Origin of the sequence: Glutamicibacter sp. NPDC087673, assembly GCF_044743255.1 — a bacterium.
GTDB lineage: Bacteria > Actinomycetota > Actinomycetes > Actinomycetales > Micrococcaceae > Glutamicibacter.
In genome coordinates this window covers 326,336-348,008 of the sequence record NZ_JBIUWB010000003.1, presented here as the reverse complement: position 1 = coordinate 348,008, position 21,673 = coordinate 326,336, and the positions used below count along the sequence as shown (strand labels likewise).

At 64.7% G+C, this 21,673-nt stretch carries 17 protein-coding genes; 14 read left to right on the top strand and 3 right to left on the bottom strand.

Translation table 11 applies throughout. The annotated features are described in order from the left end of the window. Positions 1–127: 127 nt before the first annotated feature. From mihF to ACIOTL_RS09145, 6 genes are all read left to right on the top strand, one after another. On the top strand, positions 128–463 hold the full coding sequence (gene mihF / locus ACIOTL_RS09170; RefSeq protein ID WP_013349055.1) for an integration host factor, actinobacterial type: 336 nt from the start codon (positions 128–130) through the stop codon (positions 461–463). A 3-nt stretch (positions 464–466) separates the two neighbouring features. After that, complete coding sequence (gene gmk / locus ACIOTL_RS09165; RefSeq protein ID WP_105658309.1) at positions 467–1,033, top strand: guanylate kinase; 567 nt, start codon at positions 467–469, stop codon at positions 1,031–1,033. A gap of 8 nt (positions 1,034–1,041) precedes the next feature. Then, the gene (rpoZ, locus tag ACIOTL_RS09160) at positions 1,042–1,302 is read left to right on the top strand and encodes a DNA-directed RNA polymerase subunit omega (protein WP_286134300.1); all 261 of its coding nucleotides are present in this window, start codon (positions 1,042–1,044) and stop codon (positions 1,300–1,302) included. A 102-nt stretch (positions 1,303–1,404) separates the two neighbouring features. Next, entirely contained in the window at positions 1,405–2,631 is a 1,227-nt protein-coding gene (gene coaBC, locus ACIOTL_RS09155) for a bifunctional phosphopantothenoylcysteine decarboxylase/phosphopantothenate--cysteine ligase CoaBC (RefSeq protein WP_400342393.1), read from the top strand. Positions 2,632–2,707: 76 nt separating this feature from the next. Further along, on the top strand, positions 2,708–3,913 hold the full coding sequence (metK, locus tag ACIOTL_RS09150) for a methionine adenosyltransferase (RefSeq protein WP_400342392.1): 1,206 nt from the start codon (positions 2,708–2,710) through the stop codon (positions 3,911–3,913). Between the two features lie 9 nt (positions 3,914–3,922). After that, the gene (locus ACIOTL_RS09145; RefSeq protein ID WP_400342391.1) at positions 3,923–5,884 is read left to right on the top strand and encodes a primosomal protein PriA; all 1,962 of its coding nucleotides are present in this window, start codon (positions 3,923–3,925) and stop codon (positions 5,882–5,884) included. Here the strand turns inward: ACIOTL_RS09145 and ACIOTL_RS09140 are convergent. Together ACIOTL_RS09140 and ACIOTL_RS09135 are read right to left on the bottom strand one after the other, a co-directional pair. After that, a complete protein-coding gene (locus tag ACIOTL_RS09140; RefSeq protein ID WP_400342390.1) occupies positions 5,881–6,777 on the bottom strand; it encodes an alpha/beta fold hydrolase in 897 nt (298 codons plus the stop codon). The genes ACIOTL_RS09145 and ACIOTL_RS09140 overlap by 4 nt on opposite strands. A gap of 10 nt (positions 6,778–6,787) precedes the next feature. Continuing rightward, positions 6,788–7,795, bottom strand: coding sequence for a sugar-binding domain-containing protein (locus tag ACIOTL_RS09135; protein WP_332486174.1), 1,008 nt, complete (start codon positions 7,793–7,795; stop codon positions 6,788–6,790). Between the two features lie 106 nt (positions 7,796–7,901). Here ACIOTL_RS09135 and ACIOTL_RS09130 point away from each other — a divergent pair, with 106 nt between their 5' ends. The 3 genes from ACIOTL_RS09130 to glpK are packed head-to-tail and all read left to right on the top strand — an operon-like array spanning position 7,902 to position 11,907. Next, a complete protein-coding gene (locus tag ACIOTL_RS09130; protein ID WP_400342389.1) occupies positions 7,902–9,581 on the top strand; it encodes an FAD-dependent oxidoreductase in 1,680 nt (559 codons plus the stop codon). Between the two features lie 59 nt (positions 9,582–9,640). Continuing rightward, on the top strand, positions 9,641–10,369 hold the full coding sequence (locus tag ACIOTL_RS09125) for an MIP/aquaporin family protein (RefSeq protein ID WP_105658317.1): 729 nt from the start codon (positions 9,641–9,643) through the stop codon (positions 10,367–10,369). A gap of 17 nt (positions 10,370–10,386) precedes the next feature. After that, complete coding sequence (gene glpK, locus ACIOTL_RS09120) at positions 10,387–11,907, top strand: glycerol kinase GlpK (RefSeq protein WP_105658318.1); 1,521 nt, start codon at positions 10,387–10,389, stop codon at positions 11,905–11,907. Between the two features lie 111 nt (positions 11,908–12,018). Here the strand turns inward: glpK and ACIOTL_RS09115 are convergent, their stop codons facing one another. Next, entirely contained in the window at positions 12,019–13,893 is a 1,875-nt protein-coding gene (locus ACIOTL_RS09115; protein ID WP_400342388.1) for a hypothetical protein, read from the bottom strand. Positions 13,894–14,182: 289 nt separating this feature from the next. Between ACIOTL_RS09115 and leuS the strand changes: the two genes are divergently transcribed. The 5 genes from leuS to holA are packed head-to-tail and all read left to right on the top strand — an operon-like array spanning position 14,183 to position 21,574. Further along, on the top strand, positions 14,183–16,672 hold the full coding sequence (gene leuS / locus ACIOTL_RS09110; RefSeq protein ID WP_181148905.1) for a leucine--tRNA ligase: 2,490 nt from the start codon (positions 14,183–14,185) through the stop codon (positions 16,670–16,672). A 9-nt stretch (positions 16,673–16,681) separates the two neighbouring features. Next, positions 16,682–17,620: a DegV family protein gene (locus ACIOTL_RS09105; protein WP_400342387.1), complete on the top strand. Its 939-nt coding sequence runs from the start codon at positions 16,682–16,684 to the stop codon at positions 17,618–17,620. A 15-nt stretch (positions 17,621–17,635) separates the two neighbouring features. Beyond that, positions 17,636–18,283 carry a helix-hairpin-helix domain-containing protein gene (locus ACIOTL_RS09100; RefSeq protein WP_400342385.1) on the top strand — a complete coding sequence of 216 codons (648 nt, stop codon included), beginning with the start codon at positions 17,636–17,638 and terminating at the stop codon, positions 18,281–18,283. Continuing rightward, complete coding sequence (locus tag ACIOTL_RS09095) at positions 18,280–20,547, top strand: ComEC/Rec2 family competence protein (RefSeq protein WP_400342384.1); 2,268 nt, start codon at positions 18,280–18,282, stop codon at positions 20,545–20,547. The genes ACIOTL_RS09100 and ACIOTL_RS09095 overlap by 4 nt, the downstream gene beginning before the upstream one ends. 34 nt (positions 20,548–20,581) lie before the next feature. After that, positions 20,582–21,574, top strand: a complete 993-nt coding sequence (holA, locus tag ACIOTL_RS09090; protein ID WP_400342383.1) for a DNA polymerase III subunit delta — start codon at positions 20,582–20,584, stop codon at positions 21,572–21,574. The last annotated feature ends 99 nt before the right edge of the window (positions 21,575–21,673 follow it).

The window sequence follows — 21,673 nt, the reverse complement described above, 5'->3', positions numbered from 1 at the left end:
CATAGGCGCGTTGTGGCTATTAGAGTTTCTAGTAGCCACAACGCGTTTAGTCTTGCAAAAGCAGCGTTAGCTCGCTATGTTTCTCAACATAAGCCTTAGTCCACTACAACTGAAGGATGGCTGAACGATGGTACTGCGAGAACTCTCTGACGAAGATCGTATCCGCGCCCGCGCCAAGGCACTCGCCGCACGCACTCGTCGTGCAGAAATCAAGGCCGAGTTCAGTGCCGGCAAAATTTCCATCACCGAGGTACTAGACTTGGTATACGAAGATGAAGCCGTGGGACGCATGCGTGTCATGGACCTTCTGGAATCGGTACCGGGCGTAGGTGAAGTACGCGCGGCAAATTTGCTGGAGCGACTTGGCATTTCCCCTTCCCGCCGTCTGCGCGGACTGGGACGCAAGCAGCGCACCGCAATCACCGAGCACTTCAAGCAAAGCCCGCCAAAAACGAAAGTGTAGTCAATGACCGCTGCGTCGGTAACTGTTCTAGCCGGCCCCACGGCAGTAGGCAAGGGCACCGTCTCTACCTACATCCGCGATAACTATCCAGATGTCTGGCTTTCGGTGTCCGCAACGACCCGCAACGCCCGGCCAGGGGAGCAGGATGGAGTCCACTACTTCTTCGTGGGCCCCGAACGTTTCCAATCCCTGGTCGAGGAAGGCCAGATGCTGGAATGGGCTGTTGTCCATGGCCAGAACAGCTACGGCACGATTCGGTCGACGGTTGAAGATGCAGTGGCAGATGGCAAGAAGGTTCTGCTGGAAATCGATCTGCAAGGTGCGAGGCAGGTCAAGGAGTCGATGCCCGAGGCAAAATTCGTCTTCTTGGCACCGCCGTCATGGGAGGAATTGGTGCGCCGCCTTGTGGGACGCGGCACTGAAACGGCCGAGGAACAGCAGCGCCGCCTAGAAACCGCTAAACTAGAACTTGCAGCGGAATCTGAATTCGACGTGACCATCGTCAACGACGATGTCGCACGTGCCGCCGAAGAGCTTGTAGCCCTCATGGGGCTAAAGAACGACAAATAGGGAGTCCTGTGTCCAACCCAGAGGGAATCATTAACCCATCGATCGACTCGTTGCTTGAGACCAACGACTCGAAGTACGCCATTGTGCTGAACTCGGCCAAGCGTGCACGCCAGATCAACGCCTACTACGCGCAGCTGAACGAAGGCCTGTTCGAGTACGTAGGCCCACTGGTGGAAACCAAGCTGAACGAGAAGCCGCTGACCATCGCCTTGCGCGAGCTGGACGATAACCTGCTGAAGGTAACCGCAGCCGAGGTCATCGAAGACTAATCGAAAAGTCGGCGCCCCTGAGCGGGCGCCTTCTTTTTCGTTAAGCTCCTTTTTCTCCCGCACCCACCTCATTGCCGCACCGAATCCTCGAGGAAGTACTTCGTGAAGCGAATTGTCCTAGGCGTTTCCGCTGGTATCGCCGCCTACAAGTCCGTACTCCTGCTGCGCTTGCTGCGCGAAGCCGGGCACCACGTCGACGTGATCCCCACCCGGAACGTCGCCAACTTCGTGGGCAACGCCACCTGGGAGGCCTTGTCCGGAAATCCTGTCACCTCGAACGTGTTCGACGCGGTGGATTCGGTCAATCACGTGCGCCTGGGCCAGCAGGCCGATCTGGTGATGGTCGTGCCGGCCACCGCGGACGTCTTAGCCAAGGCCGCTGCGGGATTGGCTGACGACCTGCTCACCGGAACCCTGCTGGCCACGCGGGCGCCGGTAGTGATGGCCCCGGCCATGCACACCGAAATGTGGCAGCATCCGGCCACTGCCGCGAATGTGCAAACCCTGCGGGATCGCGGCGTGCGGGTGATCGAACCCGCCTCCGGGCGGCTGACCGGCAAGGACTCGGGGCCGGGCCGGCTTCCAGAACCCGATGAAATTTTCGCCGCAATCCAGGACCTGCTCGCCGAACCGGTGCTGGCCGGAGCCAAGGTGCTGATCACCGCCGGCGGCACCCGTGAACCGCTGGACCCGGTGCGCTTCCTGGGTAACCGCTCCTCGGGCCGCCAGGGTGTCGCGCTGGCACAGGCCGCCCGTGATGCCGGGGCCGAGGTCACGCTGATCGCCACCCATCTGGAAGTGCCCGCGCCGCATGGCGTGCGGCTGGTGCACGCCTCCAGCGCACTGGAGCTGCGCGAGGCGGTCTTCGACTGCGCCGAGGGCCAAGACGTGCTGATCATGAATGCCGCGGTCGCCGATTTCCGCCCGGCAAGAATCGAGAACTCGAAGATCAAGAAGCGCGATGAGCATTCGGCTCCGGTCATCGAACTGGTGCGCAACCCGGACATCCTCGCCGAGCTGGTCGCCGCGCGCGGACAGAATCCGCAACTGCCGCCGTTCATTGTCGGTTTTGCCGCCGAGACTGGCGATGAGCAGGGGACCGTGCTGGAGTACGGCCAGGCCAAGCTCAACCGCAAAGGCTGCGAAATGCTCGTGCTCAACGAGGTGGGCGCATCCCTGACCTTCGGGCAGGAAACCAATAGCATCCAGGTTCTTTTCGCCGATGGCGCCGACTCGGTGCAGGCCTCGGGCAGCAAGCTCGAGGTGGCCCGCGTGGTCATCGAACAGATTTCGAATGCAACAAAAAGTCATGCAGCTGTAACAAAGTGAGTGGCGCCATACGGTGCTTGTTCACGAAACGTACCAGATCTGCTTACCGGTCCCAGAGACCAGATAGAGTTATACGGTGACTTCAACAACCCCTGAACTTCGTCTTTTCACCTCGGAATCCGTGACCGAGGGCCACCCGGACAAGATTTGCGACCAGATTTCCGACGCGATCCTCGACGCCATGCTGGCGCAGGATCCGGACTCGAAGGTCGCCGTCGAGACCCTGACCACCACCGGGCTGGTGCACGTTGCCGGCGAGGTGACCACCAATGGCTACGTGGAGATCCCGGAGATCGTCCGCAAGACCATCCTGGACATCGGCTACGACTCCTCGGCCAACGGCTTCGACGGTGCGCGCTGCGGCGTGTCCGTGTCGATCGGCCAGCAGTCCCAGGAGATCCACGACGGCGTCTTCAACTCGCTGGAGTCGCGCGAAGGCACGGCCAAGGATCCCCGCGACATGCAGGGTGCTGGCGACCAGGGCCTGATGTTCGGCTACGCCTCGGATGAGACCGACTCGCTGATGCCGACCCCGATTTTCCTGGCGCACCGCCTGTCCGAGCGCCTGACCCAGGTCCGCAAGAACGGCCGCATGCCGCTGCTGCGCCCGGATGGCAAGACCCAGGTCACCATTGGCTACGACGGCGACAAGCCGGTCTCTGTGGACACCGTGGTTGTCTCCAGCCAGCACGCCGCCGAATACGAGCTGGCGACCCTGAAGGCCGACCTGCATGAAGAGGTTGTGACCCCGATCCTGGAGCGTTCGGGCCTGGACATCTCGAACACCAAGATCATCCTGAACCCATCGGGCCCGTTCATCATCGGCGGCCCGGTCGGCGATGCCGGGCTGACCGGCCGCAAGATCATCGTGGACACCTACGGCGGCTTCGCCCGCCACGGCGGAGGCGCCTTCTCGGGCAAGGACCCTTCGAAGGTCGACCGCTCGGCTGCCTACGCGATGCGCTGGGTGGCCAAGAACGTGGTCGCCGCCGGCCTGGCACGCCGTGCCGAGGTCCAGGTGGCCTACGCGATCGGCGTGGCCCGTCCGGTGGGCCTGTATGTGGAGACCTTCGGCACCGAAACCGTTGATCCGGCCAAGATCACCAAGGCCATCAACGAGGTATTCGACCTGCGCCCGCTGGGCATCATCGAAGACCTGGACTTGAAGTGCCCGATCTACCGCAAGACCGCTGCCCACGGCCACTTCGGCCGCGAGGACAATGACTTCACCTGGGAGAAGCTGGACCGCGTCGAGGCCCTGCGCAGCTGGTTCAACGCCTAGGACCTGAGCGTGCAGCAAGACGCCCTCATCTCAGCACCCGAGCCGGCCCGCCTCAAGCGGGTTGCCCGGGTGCTGATTGATTCTTCCGTCCCGCACCTGGACCGCTTCTTCGATTACGAGATTCCTCCCTCGATGGCCCAGGATGCCGTGGCGGGGGTGCGCGTGAAGGTGCCCTTCGGGCCGCAGCTGCTCTCCGGATTCATCGTCGCGGTGCTCGAGGACCACGCCCCAGAGATGAAACTGCGGCCGCTGGCCAAGCTGGTCAGCACCCAGGTGGCGCTGTACCCGGAAATTGTGGCCGCCGCGCAGGAGATCGCGACCCGCTATGCCGGAACCCTGTGGGATGTGGTGCGTCTTGCGGTGCCCGCCCGCGCGGCCAAGGTCGAAAAAGAGGAATTGGCCACCGTCGCGCCGTTGCTGCCCGACGCCCCGAACCAGCTCTCCCGCTACGAGCACGGCGCCCAAGCGCTTGACGCCTGGGGAAGCGGCGAAACCCTGCGCGCCATTGCCACCTGGGTGCCGAATTTCCACGGTGCCTGGCCAGGTTTCTTGATGGATGCGGCCCGTCCGGTGCTTGAGCGCGGCAAGCGCGTGCTGCTGATCGTGCCCGACGCGCGCGACCTGCGGCTGCTGGGTGGCTATCTCGATGAGCACTTCGGCGCCGAATCCTATGCGCGGCTGCAGGCCGACGACGGGCCGACTCCGCGCTACCGCAACTTCCTGCGTGCCATCGGAGGGCATGTGCAGATCGTCATCGGCACCCGTTCGGCGGCGCTATGCCACGTGCCCGGGCTGGAACTGATGATCGTGTGGCAGGACGCGGACCAATCGCACCGCGAACAGCGCGCACCCTACCAGCACAGCCGCGAGGTGGCGTTGCTGCGCAGCCAGCAGGCAGGCATCTCCCTGCTGATCGCATCGCCATCGCGCTCGGTCGAAGCCCAGCGCCTGGTGGCGACCGGCTGGGCCACCGAACTGAAGGTTCCCCGCGACCTGTTGCGTGCGCAAACCGCCCGCATTGTGGCCACCACAAACGATTTCGAGCTCGAGCGCGACCCGGTGCTCGCCCGGGCGCGCATCCCTTCGCTGGCCTGGCGGGAAGCTACCAAGGCCCTGGAATCCGGCCCGGTGCTGGTGCAAGTGGCGCGCACCGGGTTCATGCCGGCGCTGGCCTGCCAGGACTGCCGGACCCCGGCGCGCTGCACTGCCTGCCAAGGCCCGCTGCACATCGCCGGCAAAGGCTCGCATGTGGCTTGCCGCTGGTGCGGCGAGCAGTACCACGACTACCGGTGCGTGCACTGCGCCTCACCGAGGATCCGGGCCGCCAGCATCGGCGCCGACCGCACCGCCGAAGAACTCGGGCTGGCCTTCCCCAAGGTCAGCGTTATTTCTTCCACCGGAGCAAAACCCGTGGACAAGATTCCCGGCAAACCGGCGCTGGTGGTCGCTACGCCAGGGGTCGAACCATTTGCCGAATCCGGCTACGCCGCGGTTCTGCTGCTCGATGCCGACAAGATGATGGCCCACGATTCGCTGCGCAACCCCGAAGAAGTCATCTCCCGCTGGTTCACCGCTGCTTCCATGGCGCGTGCCGACGGGGTAGTGGTGCTCACCGGCAATCCGAGCCCCGCCGGGGCCGCGCTGGTGCGCTATGACCCGGCGAGCTTTGCCGAACGCGAATTGGCCGAGCGCCGCGAGGTGGGGTTGCCTCCGGCAGTGCGCAGCGCAGTGATTTCGGGCCTGGGCGCCGAACGGCTGGTCGCGAACCTGGATCCGCAGACCCGGCAGTGCGTGCAAATCCACGGCCCGACGGTGATAGACGGGCCCCCGGCCCAGCACCGCTACGTGCTCTTCTTCTCCTACTCCGACGGGCCGGCGGTGACCATGGCCCTGCGCCAGCTGCGCGCGAGCATGTCCGCGGCCAAGGACCCGGTCGTGAATATCGCTATCGACCCGGACGACGCGCTCTAGGAGCCCGCCGCGGGATCCTCGGCCTGGCCGGTTGCCAGCAGCTGCAGGAAGCCATCGATGGCGGCGGCGGTTTCGGGAGCCTTCTCGTAGTGGATCAGATGCCCGACGTTTTCGAGCATGACCAGTTGGGCGTTGGCGAAGCTGGCCCGCAGCGCCTCCTGCGTCTGCGCGGTGCCCAGTTCGTCTTGCAGGCCGCCGACCATCAGCGTCGGCAAGCTCAGCGCAGGGGAGTAGTCCCCGACCGTTGCGCTGACCGAGGCGCGGTACGACTGGGCCAAGGTGGCCCGCGAGTGGAAGCCGCCGAAGTAGGCGCGGTGCTGCTCGCGCACGTAGCGGCGGATTTCCGGGTCCCTGCTCTTGGTCATCACCAGGCTCATGGCATCGCTGAACAGCTTGGAACGCAGCAGCGGTTCGCCGATGCGGGCCGGAAGCTTGGCGCACATCTCGTAGTAGCCGCTGGTGAGCTTGGCCAGCAGCGCCTGGTCGGACTCCAACGCCGGCTCGGAGATCGGGTTGAGCAATACCAGCGAGGCAAAGCCGCGGACGGTGGCCAGCTTGGCGGCCACGATCGAGCCGAAGGAATGCCCCAGCAGGTGCACGGAGGATTCCAGCTGCAGCTCTTCGGCCAGCTGATTGAGCACCGCAGCGTACCCCTCGACGTCATGGGGCAGATCCGCCATCGAGGTCGAAGTGCCAAAGCCGGGAAGATCGGGAACGATCACCGTGTAGTGCTCCAGGTGCGAGACGATGCGCGCCAGCCCGTGGTGGTCTCCGCGGAAACCATGCACGGCGTAGATCACCCCGCGGGAGGGCTGCTGGGCCGGGTGGGTGTAGACCCGGATTCCTGCACCGTTCAAATGATGGGTGGTCACTAGCTGCTGTCGTGGGGCCATGGCTTTAACCCTACCCGTCCAGCAGCGCCAGGGCGGTGCCCTCGTCGATCACCAGATCGGTGATCAGCCCGCCTTTGAGCGCACCGCGCACGGCCTGGAGCTTGCCGCGGCCGGCGACCACGCAGAAACGGGTCGGCACCTTGCGAAGGGCATCGAGGTTCGGGCCGGTGGAGCGGGCATTAAGCGAAATGTTCGAGCTGTTCCCGTCCTTGTCGAAGAACACCGTGGCCACGTCGCCGACCACGCCGATCTCGTTGAGCTCTTGGGTTTCGGCCTTGGTCAGGTAGCCGCCGCGGTAGACCTGCGAAGCCACGGCGGAGCCGGCCGAGCCCAGGGAGAATACCGCGAGACTCATCTCCTTCTGCACCTGCAGCACCCGGCGGATCGATGTTTCCTCCCACATTGCGTCGCGGGTGGAGGCCCGGTCGAAGAAGGCCGGGACCGGGAACTGCTCGGTGCGGGCGGTGAAGGCTTGGCCGAAACGCGTGAGGATGTCGCTGGCATAGCGCACGCCGCTGGTCACCGGATTAGCCGCTCCATTGAGCTGCACGATCTTTGTGTCATGGGTCGGGTGGGAGCCCAAAGCCGTGGACACCGACTGCATGGTCGATCCCCAGGCAACACCCACCGTCATCGAGGAGGAAACCATGCCGCCGAGCAGGTAGGCCGCGTGCGCAGAGACCCGGGCCAGCAGCTCGGAGTCATCCATGTTGCCGTCGGTGGGTACGACGTTGAAGCTGATCCCGTAGTGCTCGGAGAGCTGGTTTCCCAGCAGCGCCGACATGTTGGCGCTGGGGGAGATGCTGATCGAAACCATGCCGGTGCGCTTGGCGTGGGTGAGCAACCGGGAGACCGTGGACCGCGAGGTGCCCAGCTCCTTGGCGATCACTTCCATCTTCATATCCTGAAGGTAATACAGCTGGGCGGCGCGCAGCGCATCCTTGGCCTTGGGGGTGCTGTGCACAGATGTGCCAGTCGTTGCCCGCTTGTAGGTGCCCCCGGACGAGGATTTCATCATGATTCAGACCACTTCTGCACGTTTGTGCATTTTGTTTGACCGCTTTGCCGTTCAGTAACAAGACTAGCTTCAGACTCATTCAATATTTACATAAGGGGCACAAATCGTGATTCGGGAACAGCTAGCCAAACTGCGCGAACGTCCGCAGGCGCAGGTTCTGGTTGTTGGCGGTGGCATCAACGGCGTAGCGACCTTCCGCTACCTGGCCATGCAGGGGATTGATGTAGCCCTGATCGAGCGCGGCGATTACTGCCAGGGCGCTTCGGGTGCCAGCTCGCACATGATCCATGGCGGAATCCGCTATCTGGAGAACGGCGAGTTCCGCCTGGTTCACGAGTCGGTGCAGGAGCGCAACTCGCTGCTGGAGATCGCTCCGCACTACGTGAAGCCGCTGCAGACCACCATTCCCATCTTCTCCACCTTCTCCGGCATCCTCAGCGCACCGATGCGCTTCCTGTCCCACAAGTCGGGCAAGCCAACCGAACGCGGGGCGGCGCTGATCAAGGCCGGGTTGATCATGTACGACGTGTTCGCAGGGATCGGCGGACGCAACACCCCTTGGCATAACTTCAAGGCCGGCAAGGCTGCCCGCCAGGATCTTCCAGCACTGCGCGATGACGTCAAGTACACCGCCACCTATTTCGACGCCTCGGTGCACAACCCCGAGCGGCTGACCCTGGATGTGCTGCGTGAAGGCCTGAACGCCAACGACGAGGCCCGCGCCAGCAACTACGTTGAGCTGGCCGGCGTCGACGGCGGCACCGCGAAGCTGCGCGATATGCTCTCCGGCGAAGAATTCGACTTCGACGCCGATGTCATCATCAACGCCACCGGCGCGTGGGTGGATCTGACCAACAAGGACCTGGGCCGCGATACCAAGTGGACCGGCGGCACCAAGGGTTCGCACATCGTGCTGGATCACCCGGAACTGCTCGCCGCTACCGGAGGCCGCGAAATCTTCTTCGAGCATGAAGACGGCCGAATCGTGCTCATCTACCCGATGCTCGGCCGCGTGCTGGTCGGCACCACCGACCTCGAGCACGACATGAACGAGCCAGCGGTATGCACCGACGAGGAAGTCGACTACTTCTTCGAGCTGGTCCACCATGTCTTCCCGGGCATCAAGGCCACCAGGGAACAGATCGTCTACAAGTTCTCCGGCGTGCGCCCCCTGCCCAGCCATGACGACACCGCGCCAGGCTTCGTATCCCGCGATTACCAGATCAAGGAAACCCGCCTGACCGACGCGACCACCATGCTCTCGCTGATCGGCGGCAAGTGGACCACCTTCCGCGCATTGAGCGAGAACCTCGGCGGCAAGGCCCTGGAATTCCTCGGCGCCCGTGAAGTGAAGTCCACCGCCGGCGCAGCCATCGGTGGCGGAAAGAACTTCCCGGCCAACGAGGGCGAACTCGCCGCTTGGTATGCCGCGCGCGAGTCCAAGGCCGGCCGCGAACGCTTGCGCGTGCTGCTCGAGCGCTACGGCACCGGAGCCGATGCCCTGCTGGAGACCCTCGGCGGCAACGAAACCATGCTGGAGCACACCAACGAGCTGTCCTGCCAGGAGTTGGCCTACATGGCGAACCAAGAGCAGGTGGGCCGGTTGATCGATGTCTTCATCCGCCGCACCAACCTGGCCTTCCGCGGCCTGGTCACGAAGGATTTGGTAATCGAGGCAGCTAATTGCCTTGCAGAGCCGATGGGTTGGGACCAGTCCCAGACCCAAGCCGAGATCGACCATTCGCTCTCGGTACTCGCAGAAGCCCACGGAGTCACCCTGGTCTAACCTGCATCCAGGCCGGCGGCAAGGCGCCGCTGGCACTCGAAACCACTAAGAGGTCAACGTTGTCCACTCACGTGTTTCTCGCCGAATTAGCCGGCACTTTCATTCTCCTGCTGATGGGCGGCGGCGTCTGCGCGAACGTCGCCCTGAAAGGCACTCTCGGCAGCGCCGCGGGCTGGGTAGCCATCAGCTTCGGCTGGGGCCTGGGCGTCTATTGCGGCGTCTGGATAGCTGGGATCTCCGGAGCCCACCTGAACCCGGCAGTCACCCTGGGCCTGCTGGTCAACCCGGACGTTGCCGAGTACGCCCCCGGCGTCGCCAAGACCATGGCCAATACGCTGCTCTACTTCGCGGCGCAGTTCATTGGCGCCTTCCTGGGTGCCGTGGGCACCTGGCTGTCCTACAAGAAGCACCTGGATGATCCGCAGAACGCGGGCACGCAGCTGGGCGTCTTCGCCACCGGACCGGCCATCCGCTCCTACGGCTGGAACCTGGTCTCGGAAATCTTCGGCACCTTCGTCCTGGTGTTCGTGATCGCCGGACTGGGGCACACTCCTCACGAGCTTGGCCCGCTGGCTGTCGGCCTGCTGGTTGTTGCCATCGGCCTGTCCCTGGGTGGAGCCACCGGCTACGCCATCAACCCGTTCCGCGACCTCGGTCCACGAATTGCCCACGCCATCCTGCCGATCAAGGGCAAGGGCTCCTCCGACTGGTCCTACTCGTGGGTTCCGTTGGCTGGTCCAGCCATCGGCGGTATTCTTGGCGGACTTGCCGCCGCGCCAATGTTCTAGAAAGAGAGCAGTGAATCATGAGTGAAAAATTCGTCATCGCCATTGACCAAGGCACGACCAGCTCCCGCGCAATTGTCTTCACGCACGCCGGTGAGGTGCATTCGGTAGGCCAGAAGGAACACGAGCAGATCTTCCCGGCTGCCGGATGGGTCGAGCACGATCCAGCCGAAATCTGGAGCAACGTGCGCGAAGTGATTGGCCAGGCCCTGTCCAAGGCCAACCTGACCCGCCACGACATCGAGGTCGTCGGCATCACCAACCAGCGTGAAACCGCGGTGGTGTGGGATAAGAACACCGGCGAAGCCGTCTACAACGCGATCGTCTGGCAGGACACCCGTACCCAGGACATCGTCGACGAACTGGCAGCCGATGGCGGCCTGGAACGCTACAAGCAGACCGTTGGCCTGCCCCTGGCGACCTACTTCTCCGGCACCAAGATCAAGTGGATCCTGGACAATGTCGAAGGTGCCCGGGAGCGTGCCGAAGCAGGCGACCTGCTCTTCGGCACCACCGACAGCTGGGTGCTGTGGAACCTGACCGGCGGCGTGGACGGCGGCGTGCACGTCACCGACGTGACCAACGCATCACGTACCCTGTTCATGGACCTCAAGACCCTGGACTGGGACGAGAAGATCCTGGCTGACTTCGGCGTGCCGCGCTCGATGATGCCGCAGATCCGCTCTTCTTCGGAGGTCTACGGCTCCGTGCACACCAACCAGCTGCTGCGCGAGGTGCCCGTTGCAGGCATCCTGGGCGACCAGCAGGCGGCGACCTTCGGCCAGGCGGCCTTCACCGCAGGTACCGCGAAGAACACCTACGGCACCGGTTGCTTCCTGATCTTCAACACCGGCACGGAGATCGTGAATTCGACCAACGGCCTGCTGACCACCATGGCCTACAAGCTGGGCGAAAACGCACCGGTGTACGCCTTGGAAGGTTCCATTGCCGTGGCCGGGTCGCTGATCCAGTGGCTGCGCGACAATATCGGCATGATCGCTACCGCTCCGGAGATCGAGGAACTGGCAGCAAAGGTGGAGGACAACGGCGGCGTGTACATCGTTCCGGCCTTCTCCGGATTGTTCGCACCATATTGGCGCTCGGATGCCCGTGGCGCGATCGTGGGCTTGACCCGCTATGCGAACAAGAACCACATCGCCCGTGCGGCCCTGGAGTCCACCGCATTCCAGACTCGCGAAGTCCTGGATGCGGTCAACGCCGACGCAGAGGTTCCGCTCACCGAACTGAAGGTCGACGGCGGCATGGTGGCCAACGAAGCCCTGATGCAGTTCCAGGCTGACATCCTCGGCGTGCCAGTGGTTCGCCCGAAGGTCACCGAGACCACCGCACTGGGTGCAGCCTACGCTGCTGGCCTGGCCGTTGGCTTCTGGAAGGACCTGGGCGAACTGGAAGACAATTGGGCCGAGGACAAGCGCTGGGAGCCAACCATGGATGAGGCTACGCGTGAGCGCAGCTTGCGCCTTTGGAAAAAGGCTGTCACCCGCACCTTCGACTGGGTCGACGAAGATACCAAGGCCTAAGCGCAACCGTGGCTTGGCCGGTTCCGAGCCGGCCGCAACCGGCAACGCCCGAATCACCCGGATGGGTGGTTCGGGCGTTGCCGGTTTAACCCGCGGGGCAGCTCAATCGCCTCAATCGCCCGATGCGGCCTCAAGGGTGTCCTCCTGGCCTGGACGCGCGGTTTCCTGCGCGGCGGGTCTGCGGCGCGCGGGGGACTCGCCGGCTTGCCGGGCGTCCCAATAGGTATTGCGGCGGGGCTTTTGCTCCGGATCGACATGTGCAGGCATGACCACGTGCGGCAGCCCATCGACATCGACGACCTCGAGCTGTCCGGCATGGCGCTTGTGGTGATCGGACGTGCACATTCCCGCCCCGGACCAGACACTGGTTTCGCCGCCTTCGGACCAGGGCTTCTGGTAGTGGTCGGTTTCGACATGATCCGGCGGCGCGGTGCAGTCGGGCACGATGCAGCCGCGATCCCGGGCCATGATCGCTTCGCGGATCCGGCCTTTGTGGTAGCGCATCTTGCGCCCCATATCCAGCACTTGGCTGTTGCCTCCAAGGACCATCGGGATGATGTTCGCCCTGGCGAGCAGCTGCCGGAGTTCTTCGGGCGGGATGTCGATGCCATTTGCGGTCATGCCGTGCGCGTCCGCCAGGTTCTGCAGATCCGCGAGCCACAGGTAGACCACGAACTTCGGGATGACGACTTTTCGATCGCCGCCAGCAAATGGTGCGCGCAACAGCGCCATGAACGCGTTGAGCCGGCGACGATGCACATCGGGCTGCCCGGCGGGGGAGTCCTGCAGGTGCGGCTCGTCTTGCGCCCCGTCTTGCGGTTCGCCTTGGGCCTCTGCCTGCTTTGCGGTGCGGCCGCCGTCCGGGTTCTGGCCATCGTGAGCTTCTGGTTCCTCTTCGGCCCACGGCGGCATGGGCTGATCGCTGCGCAGCCACGACGGCGGCTCGGGTGCGGCTCCACTTCCGTTGCCAGCGTTCTGGCCTGCCGTGGACTCCTGGTCCGCTTGGGAGTCCTGGCCCTCTCGCGGGCCGCCGCTGGCGCTGGATCCCGAACCTGCCGGGCGCTGCTGCTGGGGATCGCGATCGGCCCGGCCGGCCTTGGTTCGTGGGTTGCCGGCCTGCGTGAGTACCGAATGAACCAGTTGCGCGTCGGTGGCATCGGTGCGCAGCGAGAAGAAATGCACGCCGTTTTTCACCGGGCCGATGAACATGCCGAGCTTGGGAGGCAGCTGCTTGCCGTGCAGTTCTTTGTAGGTCCTGATTGAGGTGCTGATCTGCTTCTGCGCGGCGGCGGGGCCCAGCTCCCGCAGGGAGTGGGCCGCGGCTTGGTCCAGGCTGCGGCCATCGGTGCCATGGGCCAGCAACGGCACGGGCACGCCGTCAAAGATGGTGTCCTGCGGTTCGAGCCGTTCAAGGCGCCGCGCGGCGGAAGCGATGGCCCGGCGGTTGGCAGCGCCCTGCCCGTAGAGTTCGGCCAGATGCTCGAAACGCGGCGCGCAGATGCCGCCATCGGGGGTGCGCCGGCCAATGAGCAGGTGCGCGTCGGCAATGCGCCGTTGGGCTTCGAAGTAGCTGATGCCCAGCCATGCGGCCAGCAGCTGGGCGGTGTCCTTGTAGCAGCAGCGCCCCGGGGCAAGGTCCGGTTCCCCGGCAAAGAGCCCGTCGGTGATGGCGTCGGGGTCATCCGCAGGCAAACGCAGGGCCGCGTAGCTGTCCAGTGCCAGCGCCCGGGCGCCGGTGGCCTCGGCATGCAGTGCGCCGGCGTGTTGCTCGCAATGGACTTGCTGGGCGAACCTTTCGGTGAGCTGCAGATGCGCCAGGACCAGGCGCGGGTCGCCCGCATCGCGCACCAGCTTGCCCAGCGCGGCATACAGGGCCAGGCACAGGTAGCCAAGGCGCAGCACCATGGCACCGGACAAGGCCGGTCCGAGGTGCATCGGGGCCTGGCATGCGGTGCGCAATGCGGCGATCAGGGCTGGCGCGTTCATGGCTCCATGATCGGGCGCTGGAAGCTCCTGCCCCTGCGGGCAGCTGCGGGATGTGGATAACTGCGGTGGCGCCGCGTTTGCCGCTGTGTGCAATCTTGCGCTTCATCGATGCGCGCGTGGGCAGGGGATATGCGATAGAATCGCGATATGAATCCGAAGCGCAACCTAGCCTGAGCACGGCCCGTTGGCCGTACCCCCGAGTGGAAATTTGGGGGCTTTTGTTGTGTCTGGAACCAAGAACAAGTTTTTCCTATCGGAAATTTTCCGCAAAGCGTGTGAGAAGAGCAGCGTGACATCATCGACGAACGAACCCAGGACCTACGACTTCAAGGACATCGAGTCCAAGTGGCTTCCGGTGTGGGACGAACTACAGGTGTTCAAGCCCGCCGATGATGGCAGCCGCGAACGCCGCTATGTGCTGGACATGTTCCCCTACCCATCGGGCGATCTGCACATGGGCCACGCCGAGGCCTTCGCCATGGGCGATGTGGTCGCGCGCTACTGGCGCTTGCGCGGCTATGACGTGATGCACCCGATCGGCTGGGACTCCTTCGGCCTGCCCGCAGAGAATGCCGCGATCAAGCGCAATGCCCACCCTGCCGAGTGGACTTACAAGAACATCGATACCCAGGCCGCCAGCTTCAAGCGCTACGCGATCTCCGCCGATTGGGATCGCCGCTTGCACACCTCGGATCCGGAGTACTACCGCTGGACCCAGTGGCTGTTCAACAAGTTCTACGAGAAGGGCCTGGCCTACCGCAAGGACCACCCGGTGAACTGGTGCCCGAAGGACCAGACCGTGCTGGCCAACGAGCAGGTCGTCAATGGCGCTTGCGAGCGTTGCGGCACTGCGGTGACCAAGAAGTCGCTGAACCAGTGGTACTTCAAGATCACCGAATACGCTGACCGCCTGCTTGAGGACATGGAGCAGCTCAAGGGCCATTGGCCTGAGCGCGTGCTGCTGATGCAGAAGAACTGGATCGGCCGTTCCGAAGGGGCCGAGGTCACCTTCGGGATCGAAGCGCACGAGGACAAGCCTGCGCTGCAGATCCCGGTCTTCACCACCCGCCCGGACACCTTGTACGGTGCTACCTTCATGGTGGTCGCCGCCGACGCGCAGCTGGCTGGCGAACTGGTCACCGATGAGCACCGCGCCGCCTTGGAGGAATACCAGGAGCAGGTCAAGGCCCTGTCCGAGATAGAGCGCCAGTCCAGCGAACGCGAGAAGACCGGCGTATTCACCGGCCGCTACGCGATCAACCCGCTCTCCGGGGAGAAGCTGCCGGTCTGGGCGGCGGACTACGTGCTGGCCGACTACGGCACTGGAGCCATCATGGCGGTGCCTGCGCACGACCAGCGCGACCTGGACTTCGCCAAGGCCTTTGACCTGCCAGTACGCGTGGTCGTCGAAACCGGTCTGGAAGACCCGAACGAAACCGGCACCGCCACCGCGGGCGAAGGCCAGCTGGTCAATTCGGGGCAGCTGTCCGGTTTGGAGAAGACCGAGGCGATCGCCAAGGCCATTGAGATCGTGGAAGCTGCCGGCACCGGCAAGCACACCATCAACTTCCGCCTGCGCGACTGGCTGCTGTCCCGCCAGCGCTTCTGGGGCACCCCGATCCCGATCATCCACTGCGCCGATTGCGGCGAGGTCCCGGTTCCCGACGACCAGCTGCCGGTGCGCCTGCCCGATAACCTGCGCGGCGAGCAGCTGGCCCCGAAGGGCACCTCCCCGCTGGCCGCCGCCGAGGAATGGGTCAACGTGGCCTGCCCGCAGTGCGGCGGCGCCGCCAAGCGCGACACCGACACCATGGACACCTTCGTGGATTCCTCCTGGTACTTCCTGCGCTTCGTCTCCCCGCAGTACACGCAGGGCCCTTTCGACCCGAAGGCCGTGCGCGACTGGATGCCGGTAGGCCAGTACGTCGGCGGGGTCGAGCACGCGATCCTGCACCTGCTGTACTCGCGCTTCTTCACCAAGGTCATCCACGACCTGGGCCTGATCGACGCGACCGAGCCGTTCTCCGCGCTGCTGAACCAGGGCCAGGTCCTGAACGGCGGCAAGGCGATGAGCAAGTCGCTGGGCAACGGCGTGGATTTGGGCGAGCAGCTGGACAAGTTCGGCGTCGACGCGGTACGCCTGACCATGGTCTTCGCCTCCCCGCCGGAGGACGACGTGGACTGGGCCGATGTCTCCCCATCGGGCTCGCAGAAGTTCCTGGCCCGCGCCTGGCGCATCGCCCAGGACACCACCAGCGAGGCCGGCGTGGACTACGCGGCAGGGGACAAGGCGCTGCGCCAGGTCACCCACCGCACCGTGCATGAATCCGCCGCGCTGCTGGATTCGGGCAAGTTCAACGTGGTCATCGCCAAGACCATGGAGCTGGTCAACGCGACCCGCAAGACCATCGACTCCGGTGCCGGGGCAGCGGACCCGGCAGTGCGCGAGGCCGCCACGGTGACCGCCCAGCTGCTGAGCATGTTCGCCCCGTACACCGCAGAGGACATGTGGGAAGCGCTGGGCTATGCGCCCTCCGTGGTCACCAGCGCCTGGCCTGAAGTGGACGAGTCGCTGCTGGTCGATGACACCATCACCGCGGTCGTGCAGATCAAGGGCAAGGTCCGTGCCCGCCTGGAGGTTCCGGTGGACATCACCGAGGAGCAGCTGCGCGCCCAGGCCCTGGCCCACGAGTCGGTGATCCGGATGCTCGATGGCAAGGAGCCGCTGAAGGTCATCGTGCGTGCGCCGAAGCTCGTGAACGTGGTTCCCGCCCCGTAAGCTCGGCTCATGACTGAACGCCAGAAAAGCTTGCGCGCGGGCTGGCTGCCCAAGTGGCTGGCCCCGCGCGGGCTTTCGCGTACCCGCATCGGGGTCGTCTCCGATTCGGCGTCCTGCCTGCCCGGGCATTTCGGGCCGCATCCGGACTTCATCGAAGTGCCGATCCCGATCATCGTGGACAACCATGTGCACGGCGAAGACCTGCAGGCGCTGATGATGGGCCTGGCCATGGGCAAGGCGGTGAAAACCTCGCGCCCGGCGCCAGGCGAGTTCGAAAGCGCCTACCGGCAGCTGCTCGACGCCGGCTGCGAGTCGATCATCTCGATCCACATGTCCGGGGCGCTGTCGGGCACCGTGGAGGCGGCCCGCTTGGCGGCCCGCAGCTTTGACGCACCAATCACCGTGGTCGATTCGCGCACCGTGTGCCTGCCCCAGGGATTTGCCGTGGCCGATGTGCTGGCTGCCCGCGCCGCCGGCGCCCCGCTGGAGATGCTCGAGCAGATCGCCGGCACGGCCACCGCCAACACCGTGTACTTCGCGGTGCCAAGCCTTGAGCAGCTGCGCCGCGGCGGCCGGATCAGCGCGCTGTCCTCCGTGGTCGGCAGCTTGCTGAATTTCAAGCCGATCCTCGGGATCGCCGAGGGCTCGATCGTCGCCCTGGAAAAGCCCCGCTCCTTCGCGCGCGCCACCGCACGGCTGGTCGCCCTGGCCCTGCGCGACGCCCGCGACGCCAGTGGCGAGGTGCGGCTGGGGGTGATGCATTTCGGCGCCGAGGAACTGGCCGAGGAAATCGCCACCGAACTGGCGCCGTTCAGCGCCATGCCGGTCGTGGTCGAGTCCCTTCCGGCGGTGCTGGCCGCGCATACCGGCCTGGGCGTGATCGCCGTGTGCGTCGCCCCCAGCTATCCACAGTCGGCGTCCATCCTGGATCGGCCGCCGGCACCATAGCCCAGACTGTGGCCCATGGGCCGCCACGACTTTTTCAACAAATACGCGCCACGTCCCGGTCGCCTGAGATTCGCGATCTCGCGCGTGGCCGTGCTGGTGCTGGTCATCGTGGTGCTCGCCTGGATTGCGATCTCCATCCTGCTCGCGCCACCGCCGGTCGCCCAGGAGCTTGAAACAGTTCCGCTGGTATCCGACCCGTCCGCTTCGGCGCCGGCGGACCACCAGTCCCCGAGCCCGGCCGCACCCGAGATCACGGTCCACGTGGTCGGCGCGGTGAAGAAGCCCGGCGTCTACCAGCTGCCCGTGGATTCGCGGATTGCCGACGCGGTGGACGCCGCCGGCGGGCTGGCCAAAGGCGCACGTGCGCAGATGGTGAACCTGGCGGCCAAACTGGTCGACGGCCAGCAGGTGGTCCTTCCGGGCGCCGAAACGGCCACGGAACTAGCCGCGGCACCGAGCGCGACGGCGGGCGGGAAGATTTCGCTCAACAGTGCCGATTCCCAGACCCTGCAGGAGCTTCCGGGGATCGGTCCGGCATTGGCAGCCCGGATCATCGACTTCCGCACCGAGAACGGCCCGTTCAGCTCCGTGGAAGAGCTGGATGCGGTACCGGGCATCGGTCCGGCGCTGCTGGGCCAGCTGAGCGAACTGGTGATCCCGTGAACACCGATTTCCGCGGCCTGTGGCTGCTGGGCGGCGCGTGGACCGCCGCCTACTTCACCCTCCCAGTCTGGTTGCTCTGGGTACTTTCCGCGCTGATGGCTATCCTGCTGTTCCTGCTATTGCGGCCACGGCACGACCGCGCCTACGCGGCGCCATGGTTTACCGGTCCCATTATCCTGCTCCTGGGGGTGGTGGCCGTCAGCAGCCTGGCCTTCACCGACCCCCAGTGCCAGCTGCCGGGCGCCGGCGAGCAACAGCGCCGTGCCGTGGTCCGCTTCGAGGACCCGGCCACCGCGCAGGGCCAGGGGGCTGCCGCCGGCCGGGCGGAAATCCAGCGGTACTGGGCCAACGGCCAATGGGTGCCATGCCGGGTGCCGGTCTTCCTCACCATTGATTTCGGGGTGCCGGCCACTGCGGGCGAGTTCGAGACCATCCTCGACTTGGAAGCAGCAGCTGCCGGCGCCTTCGATTGGTGGGCGCATGCCGCCAGCGAACCGCAGGTGAGCTCCTGGGTTGAGCCTACCGCCGCGGATTACCTCAAGGAACGGTTCACCCAGGGCCTGCGCGGCCTGCCGGACAATGCCCAGGCGCTGCTACCTGGCATGCTCTATGGCGATCGTTCCGGACAGGACGAAGCGTTGAGCGAGGCGATGAGATCCAGCGGGTTGAGCCACCTGACCGCGGTGAGCGGATCGAACATTGCCCTGATCGGGGCCATTGTGCTGGTGCTGCTCCGGCTGTTTTCGGTGCCACGGGCACCCAGCGCGATCTTGATGATTGGCGTGGTCGGGCTCTTCGCCTGGTTTGCCGGGCCGGATCCCAGTGTCCTGCGCGCCAGCCTGATGGGCAGCATCGCGGTCATCTCGGTGCTGCTGGGTCGTGGCCAAGGCTCTCTGGGAATACTGTGCCTGAGCGGAACCGCCTTGCTGGCTATCGATCGCTCGCTGGGTGCCGAACCGGCCTTCGCCCTGTCGATGCTGGCGACCCTGGGAATCATCATGCTCGCCCCGGCCCTGACCGAAATTCTTCTCCACATATTCCCGGCCTGGTTCGCGCAGCTGATGGCCATTTGCTGCGCGGCACAGTTCACCTGCCTGCCGGTGGTCATCGCGTTGAATTCGGATTTCAGCCTGTACTCGCTGCCCGCGAACCTCGTGGTCGCGCCGTTGCTGCCCTTGATTACTGCGCTCGGCATGGCCTGCCTGCTGCTGTGCACGCCGTGGCCAGCGCTGGAATCGGTGCTGATCTGGGTTCCGGGGCTGCCGGCAGAAGCCATTGGCCAGGTGGCCCATTTCGTTTCCGGGCTCCCCGGTGCCGCCCGGCCGTGGCCCGAAGGCCTACCCGGAATCGTCTTGGCAGTGATGCTCTCCCTGGTGCTTTGCACCCTGCTGGTGCTGGGCCGGGAAACCGAGAGGCTCCGGGTCAGGCAGGTGTCCCTAAGCGTGCTGGGAGCGATCCTGGTATTCGCCGTAGCGCTCGTTCTGCCTGCGACGCTGTTCTACCGGGAAGATATCGCGCCGCATTGGAGCATTGCCATGTGCGATGTGGGCCAGGGCGACGCCTTCGTCATCAATCTGGGGGATTCAGAGGGCTGGCTGATCGATACCGGACCACCGGAGAGCGGGTTGCTGCTGTGCCTGGAGCGGCTGGGCATCAGCACCTTGAGCAAGGTCTTCATCACGCATACCCACAGCGACCATTTCGGGGCCGTGGGCGAGCTGGAGAATTCGCACGTAAAGATTGGTGAACGCCTGGTCTCGACCGGGTTCGACCTTGAACTATGGCCCGGTGCACGCGCCTTGGAGCCCGGTACGCGGCAGGCTGCAGGGCAGGTGGGCTTCGAAGTCGTGGGCCCCGAGGCGCGCTTCGCGAAATACGCCGAACCCAACGATACGTCGCTGGTCATCCGGTTCAGCTTTTCCACCGGGTCCGGAACCATCGATCTCTTCACAGCCGGGGACATGGAAACCGAAGCCATGGAGAGCCTGCTGCGCCTGCATCCGCAAGGGCATGCAGCGATCCTGAAAGCCTCGCACCATGGGGCACGCAACGGCGGTACCGAAATCATCGAGCAGATCCGTCCGCAGATCCTGCTGGTCTCCGCGGGGAAGGATAATTCCTATGGCCATCCGCACCCCGAAACCCTGGAGATGGCGCAGCAGGTCGGCGCGACGGTGATTCGCACCGACCAATCGGGTACCGTACTGCTCACATTTACCAGCCAGGGCGTTCTGGGTACCGCCCTGGGTACGCCAGTTCGGTAGGATCGTTATATCGACCGATGCACTAAGGAGTTCGATGGCACGCGCCCAAGCAAATCCGGGTATCTCATGGCGGGAACTGCGCCCGCAACCACTGATCCTGTTGACCGGTTCAGAGGATTACCTCGCTTCGCGCGCCTTCGAATTGCTGCGTTCCCAGGCATCCCAGCGGGACGATATCCAGCACACGCGTCTTGACGCGGCAAAGTACGAGCCTGGAGAGCTGCTCATGGCCACCAGCTCTTCGCTGTTTTCTAGCGCCAATCTGGTCGAGGTCCACGAACTGGCCCACATGAACGAGTACTTCCTCAAGGACGCCCTGGCCTACCTGAAAGACCAGGCTCCCGAGAATGTGCTCATCATGCATTACTCGGGTGGTACGCGCGGCAAGAAGCTGATTGACGCAATCAAAGCTGCCGGTGCCCTGATCGTCAATTGCCAACCGGTGAAAAAGGACTCCGAGAAGATCGACTTCGTCCAGTCCGAATTCAAGGCCGCCAAGCGCCGGATTACCAATGACGCGGTCAAAGCCCTCGTAGCGGCGGTAGGCAACTCGCTGGCAGAGCTTGGATCGAGCTGCTCCCAGCTGATTGCCGACACCACGGGAACCATTGACCAGGATACGGTCGACAGGTACTACGGCGGTCGGGTTGAAGCAACTGCGTTCAAGGTGGCCGATGCCGCAATTTCCGGCAACGCCCAGATGGCGCTTCGCACTTTGCGCCATGCGCTGGGTACTGGAACCGACCCGATTCCCATTGTGGCCACCTTGGCGATGAGGGTCCGCCAGATCGCCAAGGTCGCCGGCGTGAATGAACCCGCAGCTTCATTGGCATCCGAGTTGGGGATGGCGCCGTGGCAAGTTCAGCAGGCGCAGCAGCAGGCTCGCGGCTGGAAACGCAGCGATCTTGCCCTGTGCGTCGAAGAAATAGCGAATACCGACCGCATGGTCAAGGGCGGCAGCCGTTCACCGGGCTACGCGCTGGAACACGCCATCATGTTCATTGCAGGCAAGGCTCCGGGACGCTAGCCGCTGAGGTTCCAGGTGGGGGCGGGCACGATGCACTCCTGCGCGCTCCCACTGCTCCTTAATGAAGGCTAGCCATCAGCGCGTGTCTGCCTGGAAGCT

Coding starts and splice junctions, on each gene's coding strand:
- mihF (WP_013349055.1), top strand. CDS start 128: ATGGTACTGCGAGAACTCTCTGACGAAGATCGTATCCGCGCCCGCGCC.
- gmk (WP_105658309.1), top strand. CDS start 467: ATGACCGCTGCGTCGGTAACTGTTCTAGCCGGCCCCACGGCAGTAGGC.
- ACIOTL_RS09140 (WP_400342390.1), bottom strand. CDS start 6,777: ATGGCCCCACGACAGCAGCTAGTGACCACCCATCATTTGAACGGTGCA.
- ACIOTL_RS09135 (WP_332486174.1), bottom strand. CDS start 7,795: ATGATGAAATCCTCGTCCGGGGGCACCTACAAGCGGGCAACGACTGGC.
- glpK (WP_105658318.1), top strand. CDS start 10,387: ATGAGTGAAAAATTCGTCATCGCCATTGACCAAGGCACGACCAGCTCC.
- ACIOTL_RS09115 (WP_400342388.1), bottom strand. CDS start 13,893: ATGAACGCGCCAGCCCTGATCGCCGCATTGCGCACCGCATGCCAGGCC.
- ACIOTL_RS09105 (WP_400342387.1), top strand. CDS start 16,682: ATGACTGAACGCCAGAAAAGCTTGCGCGCGGGCTGGCTGCCCAAGTGG.
- ACIOTL_RS09100 (WP_400342385.1), top strand. CDS start 17,636: ATGGGCCGCCACGACTTTTTCAACAAATACGCGCCACGTCCCGGTCGC.
- holA (WP_400342383.1), top strand. CDS start 20,582: ATGGCACGCGCCCAAGCAAATCCGGGTATCTCATGGCGGGAACTGCGC.